General features: G+C 60.1%; 20 protein-coding genes. 14 read left to right on the top strand and 6 right to left on the bottom strand.

From position 1 onward, the window contains the following. The first annotated feature begins 7 nt into the window (after window positions 1-7). Window positions 8-568: a DUF1285 domain-containing protein gene (locus JFT86_RS14935; protein ID WP_201237248.1), complete on the top strand. Its 561-nt coding sequence runs from the start codon at window positions 8-10 to the stop codon at window positions 566-568. A 57-nt stretch (window positions 569-625) separates the two neighbouring features. On the opposite strand, the gene JFT86_RS14940 is transcribed toward JFT86_RS14935, so the two are convergent. Then, entirely contained in the window at window positions 626-1498 is an 873-nt protein-coding gene (locus JFT86_RS14940; protein WP_201232380.1) for a triacylglycerol lipase, read from the bottom strand. Window positions 1499-1694: 196 nt separating this feature from the next. On the opposite strand from JFT86_RS14940, the gene JFT86_RS14945 reads away from it, so the two are divergent. The 10 genes from JFT86_RS14945 to JFT86_RS14990 all read left to right on the top strand — a co-directional run bounded on the left by JFT86_RS14945 (window position 1695) and on the right by JFT86_RS14990 (window position 12717). Further along, entirely contained in the window at window positions 1695-2411 is a 717-nt protein-coding gene (locus tag JFT86_RS14945) for a FadR/GntR family transcriptional regulator (protein WP_201237249.1), read from the top strand. 130 nt (window positions 2412-2541) lie between these two features. After that, window positions 2542-3417, top strand: coding sequence for an SMP-30/gluconolactonase/LRE family protein (locus JFT86_RS14950; RefSeq protein ID WP_201237250.1), 876 nt, complete (start codon window positions 2542-2544; stop codon window positions 3415-3417). Between the two features lie 270 nt (window positions 3418-3687). After that, complete coding sequence (locus tag JFT86_RS14955) at window positions 3688-4506, top strand: SDR family oxidoreductase (RefSeq protein ID WP_201237251.1); 819 nt, start codon at window positions 3688-3690, stop codon at window positions 4504-4506. Between the two features lie 143 nt (window positions 4507-4649). Then, window positions 4650-5654: a substrate-binding domain-containing protein gene (locus JFT86_RS14960; RefSeq protein WP_201237252.1), complete on the top strand. Its 1005-nt coding sequence runs from the start codon at window positions 4650-4652 to the stop codon at window positions 5652-5654. Between the two features lie 54 nt (window positions 5655-5708). Continuing rightward, window positions 5709-7250, top strand: a complete 1542-nt coding sequence (gene araG / locus JFT86_RS14965) for an L-arabinose ABC transporter ATP-binding protein AraG (protein ID WP_201237253.1) — start codon at window positions 5709-5711, stop codon at window positions 7248-7250. Between the two features lie 12 nt (window positions 7251-7262). Beyond that, window positions 7263-8231 (top strand): L-arabinose ABC transporter permease AraH, encoded by a 969-nt coding sequence (gene araH, locus JFT86_RS14970; RefSeq protein WP_201237254.1) that lies wholly within the window; start codon window positions 7263-7265, stop codon window positions 8229-8231. A 187-nt stretch (window positions 8232-8418) separates the two neighbouring features. Then, window positions 8419-9132 carry a GntR family transcriptional regulator gene (locus JFT86_RS14975; RefSeq protein WP_201237255.1) on the top strand — a complete coding sequence of 238 codons (714 nt, stop codon included), beginning with the start codon at window positions 8419-8421 and terminating at the stop codon, window positions 9130-9132. Further along, on the top strand, window positions 9129-10127 hold the full coding sequence (locus JFT86_RS14980; protein WP_201237256.1) for an ADP-ribosylglycohydrolase family protein: 999 nt from the start codon (window positions 9129-9131) through the stop codon (window positions 10125-10127). Before JFT86_RS14975 ends, JFT86_RS14980 begins: the two co-directional genes overlap by 4 nt. A 201-nt stretch (window positions 10128-10328) precedes the next feature. After that, window positions 10329-11795, top strand: coding sequence for a cytosine permease (locus JFT86_RS14985; RefSeq protein WP_201237257.1), 1467 nt, complete (start codon window positions 10329-10331; stop codon window positions 11793-11795). Further along, window positions 11788-12717 (top strand): PfkB family carbohydrate kinase, encoded by a 930-nt coding sequence (locus JFT86_RS14990; RefSeq protein ID WP_201237258.1) that lies wholly within the window; start codon window positions 11788-11790, stop codon window positions 12715-12717. Before JFT86_RS14985 ends, JFT86_RS14990 begins: the two co-directional genes overlap by 8 nt. A 114-nt stretch (window positions 12718-12831) precedes the next feature. Here the strand turns inward: JFT86_RS14990 and JFT86_RS14995 are convergent, their stop codons facing one another. The 5 genes from JFT86_RS14995 to JFT86_RS15015 all read right to left on the bottom strand — a co-directional run bounded on the left by JFT86_RS14995 (window position 12832) and on the right by JFT86_RS15015 (window position 16019). Next, window positions 12832-13212, bottom strand: a complete 381-nt coding sequence (locus tag JFT86_RS14995; RefSeq protein ID WP_201237259.1) for a Rho termination factor N-terminal domain-containing protein — start codon at window positions 13210-13212, stop codon at window positions 12832-12834. Between the two features lie 135 nt (window positions 13213-13347). After that, window positions 13348-13602 (bottom strand): hypothetical protein, encoded by a 255-nt coding sequence (locus JFT86_RS15000; RefSeq protein WP_092279308.1) that lies wholly within the window; start codon window positions 13600-13602, stop codon window positions 13348-13350. Between the two features lie 43 nt (window positions 13603-13645). After that, window positions 13646-13975 carry a hypothetical protein gene (locus tag JFT86_RS15005; protein WP_166224718.1) on the bottom strand — a complete coding sequence of 110 codons (330 nt, stop codon included), beginning with the start codon at window positions 13973-13975 and terminating at the stop codon, window positions 13646-13648. 82 nt (window positions 13976-14057) lie between these two features. Then, window positions 14058-15254 carry an MFS transporter gene (locus JFT86_RS15010; protein ID WP_201237260.1) on the bottom strand — a complete coding sequence of 399 codons (1197 nt, stop codon included), beginning with the start codon at window positions 15252-15254 and terminating at the stop codon, window positions 14058-14060. A gap of 111 nt (window positions 15255-15365) precedes the next feature. After that, window positions 15366-16019, bottom strand: a complete 654-nt coding sequence (locus tag JFT86_RS15015) for an HD domain-containing protein (RefSeq protein ID WP_201237261.1) — start codon at window positions 16017-16019, stop codon at window positions 15366-15368. A 214-nt stretch (window positions 16020-16233) separates the two neighbouring features. On the opposite strand from JFT86_RS15015, the gene JFT86_RS15020 reads away from it, so the two are divergent. The 3 genes from JFT86_RS15020 to JFT86_RS15030 all read left to right on the top strand — a co-directional run bounded on the left by JFT86_RS15020 (window position 16234) and on the right by JFT86_RS15030 (window position 18026). Further along, complete coding sequence (locus JFT86_RS15020; RefSeq protein ID WP_103306682.1) at window positions 16234-16713, top strand: GNAT family N-acetyltransferase; 480 nt, start codon at window positions 16234-16236, stop codon at window positions 16711-16713. Window positions 16714-16872: 159 nt separating this feature from the next. Beyond that, window positions 16873-17535, top strand: coding sequence for a hypothetical protein (locus JFT86_RS15025; RefSeq protein WP_201237262.1), 663 nt, complete (start codon window positions 16873-16875; stop codon window positions 17533-17535). Continuing rightward, window positions 17532-18026 (top strand): PAAR domain-containing protein, encoded by a 495-nt coding sequence (locus JFT86_RS15030; RefSeq protein WP_201237263.1) that lies wholly within the window; start codon window positions 17532-17534, stop codon window positions 18024-18026. The genes JFT86_RS15025 and JFT86_RS15030 overlap by 4 nt, the downstream gene beginning before the upstream one ends.

Below are 18026 nucleotides of genomic sequence, written 5' to 3' on the forward strand. Positions count from 1 at the left end.
GTACGCCATGAGTGGCCCGCAAAAAGCCAATGACCTGTTGGGACAGATCCCCAAAACCAAAGGCCTGCCGCCGGTGCACTTGTGGAACCCGGACTTCTGCGGCGACATCGACATGCGCATCGCCCGGGACGGCACCTGGTACTACCTGGGCACGCCGATCGGGCGCAAACCGATGGTCAAGCTGTTCTCGACGATCATTCGCCGCGATGGCGATGATTACTTCCTGATCACCCCGGTCGAGAAGGTCGGGATCAAAGTCGACGACGCGCCGTTTGTGGCGATTGCCGTCGAGGTTGAAGGCGAGGGTGAGGCGCAGCTTTTACGCTTCACCACGAACGTTGAAGAAACCGCCGAGGCCGGGCCAGAGCATCCGATCCGCGTGGAGATTGATCCGGCGACTCAGGAGCCCACACCTTACGTGCATGTGCGCACCAACCTCGAAGCGCTGATTCACCGTAATGTGTTCTATCAACTGGTGGAACTGGCAGTGAGCCGTGAAATCGACGGTCAGCGTTGGCTCGGTGTGTGGAGTGGCGGCGAATTTTTCCGCATTGGTCTTGAGCCATAAGTCACGCTGCATGTTTTGCAAATGGCCCGCTATTGCAGCGGGCCATTTTTTTGCGCCTTACAAGCCTTTGTCCTTGAGCCGTGCAGCGTGTTCAAGATAGAGACGAACCGGGCTGACGTTCCAACTGGTGATTCCGGCGAGCTGGTTGACGGCGTCGAAGTGGTCCATCGGGTAATCCGAACGAATGACCTTGCCCAGATGCGAGCTGTACTGCCCGACCAAGCCATCGTTGGCGTTCTTTTCCTTGTAAAACAGCTTCGACAGCACGATGCAGTTCAAATGTGACGGATCGAGGGGTTGCAGGCTCTGGAAGTTCTGCACGATGCCGCTCCAGGAATAGTAATACACGCCGTTTTCGACTTCGTTACCTTCACCGCCCCATTGTTTGGGTACCCCTTGTGGGTATTTTTTGTTAAACGTCGCCAGTCCGGCGCTGGTCAGCGATTCGAAAGCAGCCTGAGGGTCCTGTGGGTTTTGCGGATGTCCGCTGAGCAGCGAGATAAAGGTGCCGACCGCGCCTAGTAGCGCCAGTACCAGCGCTTCCGGTAGTTCGCCGGGGGTTAATGCCTTATGCAGCTGATCGGCAATTTCGGAACCATGGTTGGGGCAACTGACCGAGGTGACCGAGGCGACCTTTTCCGGGTGCAGCGCGGCGACATAGCGCGCCGCCAGCGGGCCCTGGCTGTGGCCGATAAGGTTGACCTTGGCTGCGCCCGTCTCGCGCAATATGCGATTAACGTGTTCCAGCAGCTTTTCCCCGCGTTCCTCATTGCCGTTTACTGCTGGAATATTCACGGCAAACACGGTGGCACCCTCTCGCTCCAGTGCTTCCTTGATTTCGAAGAAGTAGGGATAACCGGCGATTTTGTCGAAGCCGAAGAGGCCGTGGATCAAAACAATTGGGTATTGCGTAGACGCATCCTTGTTCATGCTCATACCTGTCGATAGCGAAGTTGAGTGAAACAGATGCTATTGACTGCTTGATCTGTCGCGCCTTAACCGTAGGTCATGGAATGGCTTTACTCAAATAGACTCGAGCAGATGGAGATGGGCAGAAATATCGAATTGACAGACAATCGTATGATGATTAGCGTGATCACCCATCGCGATCCGCCTTGAGGTGTTCATGTCCAGCAGCTTTCATGCATCAACGGTTGACTGGCTGGGCAGCTGGATCGCCGCCGGGCAGGTAAAACCGGGGCAGACCATCAAGGTCGAGGCGGATCTGGGCGAGCAGCTCGGGGTCAGCCGCACCGTCATTCGCGAAGCCATCAAAACCCTCGTCGCCAAAGGCATGCTCGAAGTCGGGCCAAAAGTTGGCACCCGCGTGTTGCCGGTGCGGCGCTGGAACCTGTTTGATCCGCAAGTCGTCGGGTGGCTCTCGCGCAATGGCTTGCCGGAAAATTTCGTCGATGACCTGCTCGACCTGCGCCGCACCATCGAACCCATGGCGGTGCGCTGGGCGTGTGAGCGGGCGACGCTCGAACAGATCGACGCGGTGCAAATGGCGTTCAACGCACTGGCGCGGGCAGTCGACAGCGGCATCGATTACAACCGCGCCGATCAGGCCTTCCACGAATGTATTCTCGCCGCCAGCCATAACCAGTTCATCGAACAGATGGTCCCGGCACTCGGCGCCTTGCTCGCGGTGTCGTTCGAAGTCTCCGCTGCGGACCCCGATGAACTGCGCCGCACTTTGCCGATCCACAAAGACATGGCCGATGCCATCGCCGCCCGCGATTCCGCGCGAGGTGTGTGGGCCTGCATGACCTTGATCGACAATGCCGATCTGGCGATCAAACGGTTTTACCCAAGAGTCATGGCCGATAAAAAAGCCGGTTAAGACGAATTCCCCCTGTAGGAGTGAGCCTGCTCGCGATAGCGTCGTATCAGGCAAAACAGCTTCGACTGATCCACCGCGATCGCGAGCAGGCTCACTCCTACAGTAAAAAAACAACAATGGAGACCGTTATATGCCGTGGACCGTCGTTACCCAACACCGCGCCCAACTCGGCGAAGGCCCGTTCTGGGATGCGCCGACGCAAGCGCTGTACTGGGTCGATATCGCTGGCAAACAGGCCCTGCGCCTGATCGGCCAGAACGTGCAGATCTGGCAAATGCCCGAGCACGTTTCTGCGTTTATCCCTTGTGCCAGCGGCGATGCGCTGGTGACGCTCAGCAGCGGTGTCTACCGCCTCGATCTCGACTCCCCGGGACTCGAACCGCGCCTGACGCTGTTCTGCGTCGCCGACCCGCAGCCCGGTAACCGCGCCAACGAAGCCCGTTGCGACGCGCAAGGCCGGTTATGGCTAGGCACCATGCAAAACAACATTGGCGAGCAGGGTGAAGACCTGCCGATCATTCGCCGCTCCGGTGGGCTGTTCCGTGTCGATCCCGATAAACGTGTCACGCCATTGCTGCGCGGCCTGGGGATTCCGAACACGCTGCTGTGGAGCGACGACGGCACCACGCTGCTGTTTGGCGACAGCCTCGACGGCACGCTCTATCGTTATTTCATTCACACCGACGGCAACCTCGACATCGCTCAAACCTGGTATGGCCCCGATCAACAGGGCGGCCCGGATGGTTCGGCTCTGGATGCCGAAGGTTGTGTGTGGAATGCCCGTTGGGACGGCAGTTGCCTGTTGCGCCTGACGCCGGAGGGCAAGGTTGACCGCAGGATAGACCTGCCGATCAGCCGCCCGACCAGTTGCGTCTTCGGCGGCGAAGACCTGAAAACCCTGTACATCACCAGCGCCAAGAGCCCCCTTGGGCATCCTCTGGACGGCGCCGTGCTGTCGATGCGAGTCGATGTCGCAGGAAAGCTCTGTACGCGATTTGCTGGATAAATCCCAAAATATGGGATGCAAAATTATATATTGAGATTATTCGGCGGTCGGGTTTATAGTCGGCTCCAGCAGTAACACGCACTCACACTTAAAAAGAACAAAACAGGTGAAGTGATGCAGCGAATGTCTATCGCACTCCCCAATGGAGTCCGCGTCTCGCAACGGTTCGATGCCGTCAGCGACGCCTGCCTGTTTTGTTTCAAACGCCTTCCAGACCGGACATCGGCAGATGCCCGGTTTTTTTGCGCTTGCGAACAGGAGTCCTGATCCATGGCCGAACCTCTTTCCCTGCCGCCGGTGCCCGCACCGCCGAAGGGTGAGCGTCTGCAAAACAAAGTCGTGCTATTGACCGGTGCAGCCCAAGGCATCGGTGAAGCCATCGTTGCAGCCTTCGCCTGCCAACAAGCCAAACTGGTGATCAGCGACATTCAGGCGGAAAAAGTCGAGAAAGTCGCCGCCCACTGGCGCGAACAAGGCTTTGACGTGCAGGCACTCAAGGCCGATGTGTCACGCCAGCAGGATCTGCACGCCATGGCCAGACGCGCCGTTGAACTTCACGGCCGCATCGATGTGCTGGTCAATTGCGCCGGGGTCAATGTGTTCCGTGATCCACTGCAAATGACCGAAGAAGACTGGCATCGCTGCTTCGCCATCGACCTGGATGGCGCCTGGTACGGCTGCAAAGCGGTGCTGCCGCAGATGATCGAACAGGGTGTCGGCAGCATCATTAACATTGCCTCGACCCATTCCAGCCACATCATTCCCGGCTGCTTCCCGTACCCGGTGGCCAAGCACGGCCTGCTCGGTCTGACACGCGCGCTGGGCATCGAATATGCGGCCAAGGGCATTCGCGTCAACGCCATCGCTCCGGGCTACATCGAAACGCAACTGAACGTCGATTACTGGAACGGCTTTGCCGACCCGCAGGCCGAACGGCAACGCGCCTTTGATTTGCATCCGCCAAAACGCATCGGTCAGCCGCTGGAAGTGGCGATGACGGCAGTGTTTCTGGCCAGCGACGAAGCGCCGTTTATCAATGCTTCATGCATCACCATCGATGGTGGTCGCTCGGTGATGTACCACGACTGAACGCTGCAGCTTTCACGCGGACAGATCCGTTTGGAATCCAATCATCATACGATATGACTATTTTCAAATGCTTTGCTGCACCACGCAGTAACGCCACAAACGCTTTCAAACATTGCTCAAAAAAAATAACAAGGAGTCAGCTTATGAAACGTCGTTTCGGGATTCGTACCCTGTGCAGTACCGCCCTGGCGGTCACCGCGTTCAGCCTGAGCAGTTCGCTGCTCGCTGCCGATACCGTGAAAATCGGTTTTCTGGTCAAGCAGGCGGAAGAGCCGTGGTTCCAGACCGAGTGGGCTTTTGCCGAGAAAGCCGCCAAGGACAAAGGCTTCGAACTGATCAAGATCGCTGTGCCGGACGGCGAGAAAACCCTCTCGGCCATCGACAGCCTGGCGGCCAACGGCGCCAAGGGCTTCGTGATCTGCCCGCCGGACGTGTCCCTCGGCCCGGCCATCATGGCCAAAGCCAAACTCAATGACCTCAAAGTCATCGCCGTCGATGACCGTTTCGTCGACGCCAACGGCAAGTTTATGGAAGACGTGCCGTACCTCGGCATGGCCGCGTTTGAGGTCGGTCAGAAACAGGGCAACGCGATGGTCGCCGAAGCGAAGAAGCGTAACTGGGACTGGAAAGATACCTACGCGGTGGTCAACACCTACAACGAACTCGACACCGGCAAGAAGCGCACCGACGGCTCGATGAAGGCGCTCGAAGACGCCGGCATGCCCAAAGAGCACATTCTGACCGCCGCCCTGAAAACCCTCGACGTGCCGGGCAGCATGGACGCCACCAACTCGGCGCTGGTGAAACTGCCGAGTGCAGCGAAGAACCTGATCATCGGCGGCATGAACGACAACACCGTGCTCGGCGGCGTGCGCGCCACCGAAGCCGCCGGGTTTGCCGCGACCAACGTGATCGGCATCGGCATCAACGGCACCGACGCCATCGGCGAACTGAAAAAGCCTAACAGCGGCTTCTTCGGCTCGATGCTGCCAAGCCCGCACATCGAAGGCTACAAGACCGCCGAGATGATGTACGAGTGGGTCACCACCGGCAAAGAACCGCCGAAGTACACGGCCATGGACGACGTCACCCTGATCACTCGCGAGAACTTCAAGCAAGAGCTGGAAAAAATCGGCTTGTGGAACTGACGTCGCAACGGCCCGGACAGCCGGGCCGTTTGATCGTGTGAAGAGGTGGTTCAAATGCACGCGCAAGTACAGACAAATGACAACAGCGGCGGCAGCCTGCGCTTCAATGGGATCGGCAAAACCTTCCCCGGTGTGAAGGCGCTCGACGGCATCAGCTTCGTCGCCCATCCAGGACAAGTCCATGCGCTGATGGGCGAAAACGGCGCCGGCAAATCGACCCTGCTGAAAATCCTCGGCGGCGCCTACATCCCGAGCAGCGGCGAGTTGCAGATCGGCGAGCGGACGATGGCCTTCAAGTCCACCGCCGACAGCATCGGCAGCGGCGTCGCGGTGATTCACCAGGAGCTGCATCTGGTGCCGGAAATGACCGTGGCCGAGAACCTGTTTCTCGGTCACTTGCCGGCCAGCTTCGGCCTGATCAATCGCGCTACGTTGCGCCAGCAAGCGTTGAACTGCCTCAAAGGCCTGGCCGATGAAATCGATCCGCAGACCAAGGTCGGACGCTTGTCGCTGGGCCAGCGGCAACTGGTGGAAATCGCCAAGGCGCTGTCGCGTGGCGCGCATGTGATTGCCTTCGACGAACCGACCAGCAGCCTTTCGGCGCGCGAAATCGACCGATTGATGGCGATCATCGGGCGCCTGCGTGACGAAGGCAAAGTCGTGCTTTACGTCTCCCATCGCATGGAAGAAGTGTTCCGCATCTGCGACGCGGTGACGGTGTTCAAGGACGGCCGTTTCGTGCGCACGTTCGATGACATGAGCCAGTTGACCCACGATCAACTGGTGACCTGCATGGTCGGCCGCGACATTCAGGACATCTACGATTACCGCAATCGCCCGCGTGGCGCCGTGGCGTTGAAAGTCGAAGGATTGCTCGGCCCAGGCCTGCGTGAGCCGATCAGTTTCGAGGCGCACAAGGGCGAGATTCTCGGCCTGTTCGGACTGGTCGGGGCAGGGCGCACGGAGCTGTTTCGTCTGCTCAGCGGCTTGGAGCGCAACACCGCCGGACGCCTCGAACTGCGTGGCCATGAACTGAAACTACGCTCACCGCGCGATGCGATTGCCGCCGGGATTCTGCTGTGCCCCGAGGACCGTAAAAAGGAAGGGATCATTCCGCTGGCCAGCGTCGCCGAGAACATCAACATCAGTGCGCGCGGTGCGAATTCCGGCCTCGGCTGCCTGATTCGCGGCCTGTGGGAAAAGGGCAACGCCGACAAGCAGATCAAGGCGTTGAAAGTGAAAACGCCGCACGCTGGGCAGCAGATCAAATTCCTCTCCGGCGGTAATCAGCAGAAGGCCATTCTCGGCCGCTGGCTGTCGATGCCGATGAAGGTTTTGCTGCTCGACGAACCGACTCGTGGCATCGACATCGGCGCCAAAGCGGAGATTTACCAGATCATCCATAACCTCGCCGCCGAGGGTATTTCGGTGATCGTGGTATCGAGCGACCTGATGGAAGTGATGGGTATTTCCGACCGCATTCTGGTGCTCTGCGAAGGCGCCCTGCGCGGCGAAGTCAGCCGTGACCAGGCCAACGAATCCAACCTGCTGCAACTGGCTTTGCCGCGCCACCGCGCTGACGGCGTGGCGAACTGAGAGGTGACTATGATGACAACCCAGAAAGAAACCCTGCCGACCGAGCGCAAACCTTTGGATATGCGGCGCTTCCTCGATGACTGGGTCATGCTGTTGGCGGCCGTCGCAATCTTTGTCGCCTGCACGCTGCTGATCGACAACTTCCTGTCGCCGCTGAACATGCGTGGCCTCGGGCTGGCGATTTCCACCACCGGGATTGCCGCGTGCACGATGTTGTACTGCCTGGCGTCGGGGCATTTCGACTTGTCGGTGGGCTCGGTGATTGCCTGTGCCGGGGTGGTCGCGGCGGTGGTGATGCGTGACACCAACAGCGTGTTTCTCGGCGTCAGCGCGGCGCTGGTGATGGGCCTGATTGTCGGGCTGATCAACGGGATTGTGATTGCCAAATTACGGGTCAATGCGTTGATCACGACGTTGGCGACCATGCAGATCGTCCGTGGTCTGGCCTACATTTTTGCCAACGGCAAAGCGGTGGGCGTGTCGCAGGAATCGTTCTTCGTGTTCGGCAACGGTCAATTGTTCGGCGTGCCGGTGCCGATTGTGATCACCATCGTCTGCTTCCTGTTTTTCGGCTGGCTGCTGAATTACACCACCTACGGGCGCAACACCATGGCCATTGGTGGCAACCAGGAAGCGGCTTTGCTGGCCGGAGTAAACGTTGATCGGACCAAGATCATCATCTTCGCTGTGCACGGTGTAATTGGTGCGCTGGCCGGGGTGATTCTGGCGTCGCGGATGACCTCCGGGCAGCCGATGATCGGTCAGGGTTTCGAGCTGACGGTGATCTCCGCTTGCGTGTTGGGCGGGGTGTCGCTGAGTGGCGGGATCGGGATGATTCGGCATGTTATTGCCGGGGTGCTGATTCTGGCGATTATCGAGAATGCGATGAACCTGAAGAATATCGACACGTTCTATCAGTACGTGATTCGCGGTTCGATTCTGCTGTTGGCCGTCGTTATCGACCGTCTCAAACAAAGGTAAACCGCATTCCCCTGTAGGAGTGAGCCTGCTCGCGATAGCGTTCTTTCGGTCACATCGATGCTGAATGTGCCGACGTCATCGCGAGCAGGCTCACTCCTACATTAGATCGCGTCGGTTTCCCCACCTTTTGTCAGCTTCCCCAAATATTCCTTGCCGGCCCGCGTCTGTTTCGGTTATCACTTTGTACATGATTAGACAGGTACGATTTGACAAGAAACAACGGGTGGTCGACGAACTCGTCCGGCGCATCGAAAGTGGCCTCATGGAGGACGGCTTTCTGTTGCCCGGCGAGCATCAGTTGGCTCAGGAATTCAACGTCAGCCGAGGCACGTTGCGCGAAGCGCTGGCCGAATTGAAGCGGCGCAATTACATCGCCACACAAAGCGGTGTCGGCTCCATCGTCACGTTCGACGGTGTGGTGCTCGATCAGCGCAGCGGGTGGGCGCAGGCGCTGGCCGACAGTGGCGCGCTGATCAACACCGAAGTGTTGCGCCTCGAAGCCGTGACCCGGCCCGATCTCCTCTCGCGTTTCGGCACCGAGCAATTCATCACCCTCGACCGTCGTCGCCGTTCCAATGACGGCACGCTGGTGTCCCTCGAACGCTCATTGATGCCGGCCACCGGTGGCCTCGAAAGCTTGCCGCGCGTCGGTCTGATCGACAATTCCCTGACCATCACCCTGGCCGCCTACGGCTACATCGGCGAACGCGGCGATCAGTGGATCGGCGCCGAACCGCTCGGCGCCGAAGACGCTGAACTGCTCGGCCGCCCGGTCGGCACAGTGTTCCTCAAGGCCCTGCGTACCACTTACGACCGGCAGAACCGCTTCATGGAACAGGTCGAAAGCCTGCTCGATCCGGTGCACTTCCGTCTGCACCTGCAATTTGGAGAATCGAAATGACTGCGCTCAACCGTGCCCTCGGTGCGTTTTATGGCCTGGCCCTCGGTGATGCACTGGGCATGCCGACGCAATCGCTGAACCGCGAAACGATCAAGACCCGCTTCGGCACAATCACCGATCTGCAGGACGCTGGCCCGCTGCAACCGATTGCCGCGAACATGCCCAAAGGTTCGATCACCGACGACACCGAACAGGCAATCCTGGTCGGCGAGTTGCTGGTCGAAGGCAAGGGCCGCATCGAACCGGCAATCCTCGCGCAACGCCTGATCGAGTGGGAAGCCGAGATGCAGGCCAAGGGCTCGCAGGACTTGCTCGGGCCGTCGACCAAACGCGCGATCGAAATGATCCTCGCCGGTCACTCGCCGGAAGAGGCCGGACGATACGGCACCACCAACGGCGCGGCGATGCGCATTACTCCGGTGGGGATTGCAGCGGACGTTGCCGATCCCGAGCGCTTTATCGCGGCGGTGGTCCAGGCCTGTCAGGTGACTCACAACACCACGCTGGGGATTTCCAGCGCGGCTGCGGTAGCGGCGGTGGTCTCTGCCGGGATCAATGGCATGGATCTGGGCGAAGCGTTGAACCTCGGTCAGCAAATCGCACAGCAAGCGGAAACGCACGGGCACTGGGTAGCCGGCGGACGCATCGCTTCGCGCATCAGTTGGGCGCGCACCATCAGCGTCGACAGCGACAAAGCGCTGCTGGCCGATCTGCTGTACGACGTGATCGGCACTTCGGTGGCGTCGCAGGAGTCGGTGGTGGTCTCGTTTGCGCTGGCGCAGCAAGTGGCGGTCGGTGAAATGAGCGCGTTTGAGGCACTGTGCATGGCGGCGAGCCTCGGTGGTGACACCGACACCATCGCCGCGATTCTCGGGGCAATGCTCGGGGCCTGCCTGGGTCTTGAGAGTTGGCCGGTGCCGATGATTGAAACGGTGAAAGCGGTCAATCATCTCGAGCTGGAACCCCTTGTGGAAGGACTCCTCACCCTGCGCTGACCACATGACTGTGGCGAGGGAGCTTGCTCCCGCTGGGCTGCGAAGCGGCCCCAAACCCTGCCGACACACTGTGTCAGAAAAACCGCATTGTCTGGATTTACGACTGCTGCGCAGCCGAGCGGGAGCAAGCTCCCTCGCCACAAAAGCAAGTTGTTTTGAGTTATTGCCACAACCACAAAAAAGGCAAACAGGAGCACGTTCATGAGTTCATCAAACGCCGGGCAAAGCGCCGGGCAACTGGAAACCCGCGGCATCGAACCGGTGCCGGAAGCCGAGTGCAACGGTCATCCACTGCAACTGTTCTGGGTCTGGTTCGCCGCCAACATTTCCATTCTCGGTTTGCCGCTGGGGGCCACGCTGGTCGCCTTTCGCGGCCTGGCGATCTGGCAGGCGATTATCGTCGCGATCATCGGCGCCGCCGGTTCGTTCGCCGTGGTCGGGATCATCTCGATTGCCGGTCGTCGTGGTCGGGCACCGAGCCTGACGTTGTCGCGAGCGATCTTCGGCGTGCGCGGCAATATCGGCCCGACGCTGGTCTCGCTGATGTCGCGTCTCGGTTGGGAAACCGTCAACACCACCACCGCCGCATTCGTGCTGCTGTCGCTGTGCTCGATCCTGTTCGGTTCGCCGGTCGAGGCGAAAAGTGCGCCGGTGCTGACGCTGATCTTCATTGCGATTTTCGTCCTGCTGACCTTGTCGGTGTCCGGTCTTGGCCATGCGACCTTGCTGGTGATCCAGAAGTGGGCGACCTACGTGTTCGGCGCGCTGAACATTCTGGTCGGCGGTTTCCTCTGCGCCACCATCGACTGGAACGCGGTGTTCAACGCCACGCCAGCACCGATGAGCGCGATGATCATCGGCATCGGCACCATGGCCGCCGGCACTGGTATCGGTTGGGCCAACGCCGGTGCAGACATGTCGCGCTATCAGCACCGCAGTGTCAAAGCCGTGCGGCTGGTCGCTTCTGCTGCGTTCGGCGCGGGCATTCCGCTGGTGCTGCTGATCACCCTCGGCGGCTTGCTGTCGGTGGGCAACAATGATCTGGCCTCGGCGACCGACCCGATCGTGGCGATCCGCGACATGCTGCCGACCTGGATGGCGGTGCCGTACCTGATCACCGCTTTCGGTGGCCTGCTGCTGTCGAATAACCTGTCCGTCTACTCCGCCGGTTTGACCACGTTGACCCTCGGTCTCAAGGTCAAGCGCGTCTACGCAGTGGTGGTCGATATCGTCGCGATCTTTGCCGGTTCGATCTACTTCATGCTGATCGCCGACAGCTTCTACGGCCCGTTCATCACCTTCATTTCCCTGCTGGCGGTGCCGATTACCGCGTGGGTCGGGATCTTCGTTGTCGACCTGATTCATCGTCACTACTACAGCCCCAAAGACTTGCTCGATGTGAGCCCGAGCAGCGCTTACTGGTATCGCGGCGGTATCGAGTGGCGCGCGTTCGGCGCGTGGGCAATTGCCATCGTGCTCGGCTTCAGCTTCACCACCATTGGCACCACCGCCGAGAACGTCTGGTTCAAGGGCTTTCTGTCCGACTCGTGGCTGGGCCACAACGGCCTCGGCTGGATCGTGACGTTCGTGGTCGCCGGTGGCATTTACTTTGTACTCGGCGGGGCGAAAGATCGCCGCGCCGCGCAAGCCGAGAATGCTCATGCCTAAAATGTTGCACACCGGCCAGGTCATCATCGACCTGGTCATGGCCGTGGAAAAACTGCCGCAGATCGGCGGCGATGTGCTGGCGCAATCCGCCGGTTTCGAGGCCGGCGGCGGTTTCAACGTGATGGCGGCGGCGGTGCGTAATGGTTTGCCTGTGGTCTATCTGGGCCGCCATGGCAGCGGTCGTTTCGGCGATCTGGCACGCCAGGCGATGAACGCGGAAGGCATTCACATCGGCATCCGCCAGCCTGCGCAGCGCGACACCGGCTTGTGCGTGGCGCTGACCGATGCGTCGGCCGAGCGCAGTTTCATTTCCTACATCGGCGCCGAAGGTGAGGTGACGATCGATGATCTGAACAGCGTGGCGGCGGAGGCAGGCGATTACGTTTACCTCAGCGGTTACAGCCTGCTCCACGAGGGCAAGGCGCAGGCGTTGCTCGACTGGACGCTGGCGTTGCCGGAGACAATCCATGTGGTGTTCGATCCGGGGCCGCTGGTGAAGTCGCCGGACTCGCCGCTGATGCAGGCGTTGCTGCCGCGCATTGATGTGTGGACCAGCAACAGTGTCGAGGCACTGCGGTTTACCGGCGCTGACGAGATTGACGTAGCGCTGGATCGGCTCGCCGAACATCTGCCTGCCGACGTGTTGATGGTGGTGCGCGACGGGCCGCAAGGCTGCTGGATTCATCAGCGGGACGAGCGTCGGCATGTGCCGGGGTTTGTTGTCACCGCCGTGGACAGCAATGGCGCTGGCGATGCGCATGCGGGGGTGTTTGTCGCGGGATTGGCTGGCGGCTTGTCCGCCCATGAAGCGGCACGACGGGCGAATGCGGCGGCGGCTTTGGCGGTAACGCGTTGGGGGCCGGCGACCTCGCCGGGGACTGCTGAAGTGGATGCGTTTATCCGCGAGTCCTGCGGCGGCTGATCAATGGCTATCGCGAGCAGGCTCACTCCTACAAGTGATTTGTGAACAACACGATCCCCTGTAGGAGTGAGCCTGCTCGCGAAGGGGCCATCAATTCCCCCGAAAAACCTGACCCTAACTGGCTTTTCGCAGCGCCTCAATCAATTCATCCTTGCGCATCGAAGACCGTCCTGGAATCTGCTTCGCCCGCGCCTCTTTCCTCAAACTGTCCACGGTCTGCACATCCCGCGAAGCCTTGCTGTTACGCGAATGTCCGTCGCGACTGGCCACCGCGCGCCGCGCCGATTCATGGCGATCCTCGGCCTTGGCACTCGCCGGTTTCTGGCGTCCCGAACCGCCGGCCTTGTCACCGCCGCCCGATTGTTTGTTCACCGTCGCCCAGGCTCGCGCCTCGGCTTCATCCTTCGACAGGCCTTTTTTCTCGTAGCTGTCTTCGATGTGCTCGGCCTTACGCTTCTGTTCGGCGGTGTATTTGCTTTTGCTTCCACGAGGCATGGGATTTCTCCTTGCTTCGACAGCTGTATATCCATGTAGGAGCTTGCCGCACGCTGCGATCTGTTGATCTTCAAGTTCAAAAGATCGCAGCCTGCGGCAGCTCCTACATGATTAACGATCACACGATCAGCTTGTTCAGCTATCGAGCTTGCGTGCCGCTTCAACGCCTGCGGCGCTGAGCTTGATCGGCAGGTTCAACGAATGTTCGCCGGCCTCGTTGCAGGTCACGTGTCCGTGGTGAATCAGTCCGCGATCCTGCAAAGCGGCGAGGGCACTGGCCACGACTTTCTCGCCCCGATAATTGTCCAGCACCTCCTTGCCCAAGCCACTCGGGTGGGCGTGCAGCAGGCGGGTGAGGACTTCTTTTTCCAGGTTTTTATCGACGTTCATGGTTACCTCTTCATGGATTGAATAGGACGCTCGCGTCGGCGAACTACTGACCGGAACCTTCAGAGCCCGAGCCACCGGTGGTGGTTTTCGAGCCGATGCCGGTGCCGGAATTATCAGGCGGGACAGGATTGCCGGACGTGCCACCCTGACGCCCCGGATCATTGCCCTGGGTGCGCGGGTCGGTGCCGGTGGCCGGCGGCAGAGCGTTTTCCACGCCGGAGCCATCGGTGTTCATACCGGGGGCACTCTGGATGGCGGGGGCTTTGGGGCGTTCGACCGGGTCGGTCGGGCCGGTTCCTGCAGCGGTGGCGGCGAACGCCGCGGGGCAGAGCAGGGCGGTGAAGATGAGGGCAGTCAACCTTGACGGGATCATAGGGCGTCTCCAGTGATTGGAATCCTTACCTGTCGTTGGTCTGCCCTTGGTGTGGATTGGTGCCTGATGAACGACGAACGGTCTAACTCGCCGCTACGGTTTTGACGTTGATTCGCCGCCAGAGCAAGCGGCCAAGGGTGATCAACCAATTGGCCAGCGCCACGATCAATACCGTCAACAGCAACGTCGTCATGCCGTGCTCGACAATGATTTTCCCCGCCAGCAACGGAAAGCCAAACACGCCGATGAAGTACGACAGACTGAACAGCAGCAGGGCCTGCGAGGTGGTGCCGGTTGGCGCTTCGTTGGCGGCGAGGCCATTGATCACCGAATAGGTGAGGCCGTAACCGACCCCGAGCATCAGCGCTGCCAGCAGATAACTGAAAGCGCTGTGTACGCCGAACGCAAACAGCACAATCGAAGTCAGCATCAACCCCGACAGCAGGCACGATGCACGCAACGGATCACGCTTGACCACGAAACCTGCGATGAGCATCCGGCTGCTGATTGCCGCGCTCATGAACCCGAGAAAAAACAGCGAATAATCCAGCGAGCGGGCGGTGGCGTAACTGGTCTGGAAACTCGACAGGCCACCGAATACGCAGCCACCGAGGCCAACCATGATGATCGGGAACAGCGCCCGCGAACCAAGCACTTGCGTGGTTGCGCGCCAGGAGATTTTTGCCGCGCTGGTGGCTTGGCTACTGCGCAATCTCGACCCGAGCAACCAGAACAGCAGCACGCCAATCAGGCTCGCCAACGCTGCCAGATAAAACGCCGACGTCACCGGCAGCCCCATGGCACTCGCCGCACGCCCGAGCAAGGGGCCGCTGCCGATTCCGGTCATCATGCTGCCCGACAGCAGGGCGAAATATTTGGCCCGCTGCGCCGGACTCACCAGGCTCGCGACAATGATCGGTCCCAAGGTGTAAAACACGCCCCAGCCCAGGCCCAGCAGCAAGCCAAAAAACAACAACAGCTGACCAAACCCCGGCGTCAGCGCAAAGCCCAGACTGGCCGCCACCAACAGCACGCCGAACAGCGCAATCGAACGCGCCGCACCGAACAGATCCGACAGATGCCCGGACACCAGCACCGCCACAAACGTGCTGAGCATCGCCGCCGAAATCACACTGCCGGCGTCGTGTTCGTTGCCGCCGCGAGCACTGATCAACAGCGACAGCAGAAACGTCGAGCCATAGGACAGCGACAGCAGATAACTGGCGAGACAGAACAGGCCAAACAGCTTGCCCGAGACCTGAGGGGTGGCTTGCGACATGACGCGGTTCCTTGACCGGAAAAATTCAGCGTCATCTAGATAACACGTCAGGCACAGGGCTTAGGTCTGAGGTTGCTGAAGTCAGGATCGTCGTGCGCCGGAGTAACGCGCTCAGACGATGCCGATCTCTTCCTTGAACTGCTCCATGAAACCCTTCAAACGCTGATGGCGCTCTTGCGCCAGGCGCTGGCCGGCGCCGGTCTGGAAACCCTCGGCGAGGTGCAGCAGTTTGGTCTGGAAATGATCGAGGCAAAAACGTTTGTCGTCGTAGTCGCGGTGTTTCGCTTCGGGATCCTCGGGGTCGTACAGCGCCGAACCCATACGCCCGGCGACGTAGAACGTGCGGGCGACGCCGAGCATGCCCAGCGAGTCGAGGCGGTCGGCGTCCTGGACAATTTTTGCTTCGAGGGTCAGTGGGGTGATGTTGGCGGAGAAACTGTGGGCTTCGATGGCGTGGGCGACGGTGGCGATTTTTTCTTCCGGCCAGTTCATTTCTGCCAATACCGCCGAAGCTTTTTCCGCCGCCAGACGTGAGGCTTGTGAACGCAGCGGCGAGTTCTTTTCTATGGCGACACAATCGTGCAGCAGCGTGGCGGCGAGCAGTACCTCAAGATCGCCTCCTTCTTCGGCGTGCAAGGTGCGCACGTTGTGCCAGACCCGCTGCAAGTGGGCGATGTCGTGGGCACCGTCGTCCGACGGTTCCAGAGCATGGGGCAGCAACTCGGCAGCGAGATCGATCAAAGGCGCAAAAGCTGTAGCTGACATAGACATCCTGTTTATGGTCTGAGTGAAACCCTGTGGCGAGGGAGCTTGCTCCCGCTGGGTTGCGTAGCAGCCCCGAATCCCATCGATGTAGAGGATCAGGCAGATCGCATTTCCTGGATTATGCCTGCTTCGCAGCCAAGCGGGAGCAAGCTCCCTCGCCACAAAAGCAATGCGGCCTTAGTATGGCGTTTTCCTTTTCCGACAAGGCCCGTCCATGACGATCGAGATCCGCCCGGCGACCCCCAGCGATGCACCGCAAATCCTCGCCTTCATCACCGAACTGGCAGATTTCGAAAAGGCCCGTCACGAAGTCATCGCCAGCGTCGCCGACATCGAACGCAGCCTGTTCGGCGAAGGCGCCACCGCCCACGGCCTGATCTGCCTGCGCGACGGGTTGCCAATCGGTTTCGCGGTGTTCTTCTTCAGCTATTCGACCTGGCTGGGCAGCAACTGCCTGTACCTCGAAGACCTTTACATCACCCCCGAGCAACGCGGTGGCGGCGCCGGCAAAACCCTGCTGCGCCACCTGGCGAAAATCGCTTGCGACAACGACTGTGGCCGTTTCGAGTGGAGTGTCCTGGAGTGGAACACCCCGGCCATCGACTTCTACAAATCCCTCGGCGCCCAGCCGCAGGAAGAGTGGGTGCGTTATCGCATGGATGGCAAGGTCTTGCGCGAGTTCGCCGAGGGCTGAAAACAATGATGGCAATTCAGCACTAATTCGATTGTCGCCAGCGCTCTAGTCCGGCATTCTACGCGCCATTTTTGCGCGCTCACGGACGACTCTTGCAATGCCTCTGGCACTCTTTCTCCACGCCCGTGGAGTATTCGCTGCGTCAACGAGTGATCGGCGATGAGCGGACTACGGGCGTCAATGCGTCTGTATGGCCTGGTGAAAAACTCGGGCTCGACCGACAACCCCCAGCGTCAACCGGTCGACATTCTCTGTATGACAAATCGTACGGGCGGTACCGCCATTCGTGCGTTCGTTTCATGCCTTGATGCCGAGTTGATGACGCGCAGTGCCGGGCTCGACGATTACCGCGTGATACCGCTGCGCACCTTCGATCCAACGGCGTTTATCGACGCTCATCAAGGCTGGCTGATGCTGCACATCTGTTGCGGTTTCGTCGTCCCTGTCGGGCATTCGCTGCTCAAGGACGATGCGTTGATGCCGATGGGCTGGTACGTCTATTCCGAGATCGGTCAGTGGACGGCCGGACATCATCTGGACCTCGGCACGCAAATGGCCGATCTGCTGCAATCAACGTACGAGCGCAATCACCTGCGCAACTACAACGCCTGGCTCAACGAGCTGGACGATGCGACGCCTGCCGAGCTGGCGTGGCACGTCGATGAAGCCTGGCGACATCTGCAAACCGCTGCAACCCCAGACAGCCGTGAGCATTGCCACGCACTGTTCGACCCCGTCGACAACCGCTGGCGCTTCGCCGCGACCGACATCGATATCCATCAGCCGCATCCGGAATCTCTGAAGCAAGGAGCTTTGAATTGAGTGGTAAACCCGCCGCCCGCGTCACCGACCCGACCGACTGCCCACTGCCGGGCCATGGCACCAACCCGATCGTCTCCGGTTCGCCGAACGTCTTCTTCGACGGTCTTGCTGCTGCGCGTATGACTGATAAATCTGCGTGTGGCAGTCCGATTACCGGCGCTGTCTCCGGCACTGTGTTCATCAACGGCCTGAACGCCGCCACCCTTGATAGCACCGGCGGGCATGGCAATGTCGTAGTCGGAGGTTCGGGGACGGTGATTATTGGCCAGAGTGGCGGAGGGGCGGCGTTTAGTGGGTTGCTGCCGATGCCGGTGCATTTTACCGACAGATTGCAGGTGGTGAATGAGGCGACGGGAGAGCCCGTGCCCGATCACCCCTACACGATTCAGCGCGGTGACGGCAGTGAAGAACATGGCGTTACGGATGCTTCGGGATTTACGCATACCGTCAGTTCGCATTTACCTGAAACTATTAAATTATTTGTTGAGTGA

It is taken from the genome of Pseudomonas sp. TH06 (genome assembly GCF_016651305.1).
Taxonomy (GTDB): domain Bacteria; phylum Pseudomonadota; class Gammaproteobacteria; order Pseudomonadales; family Pseudomonadaceae; genus Aquipseudomonas.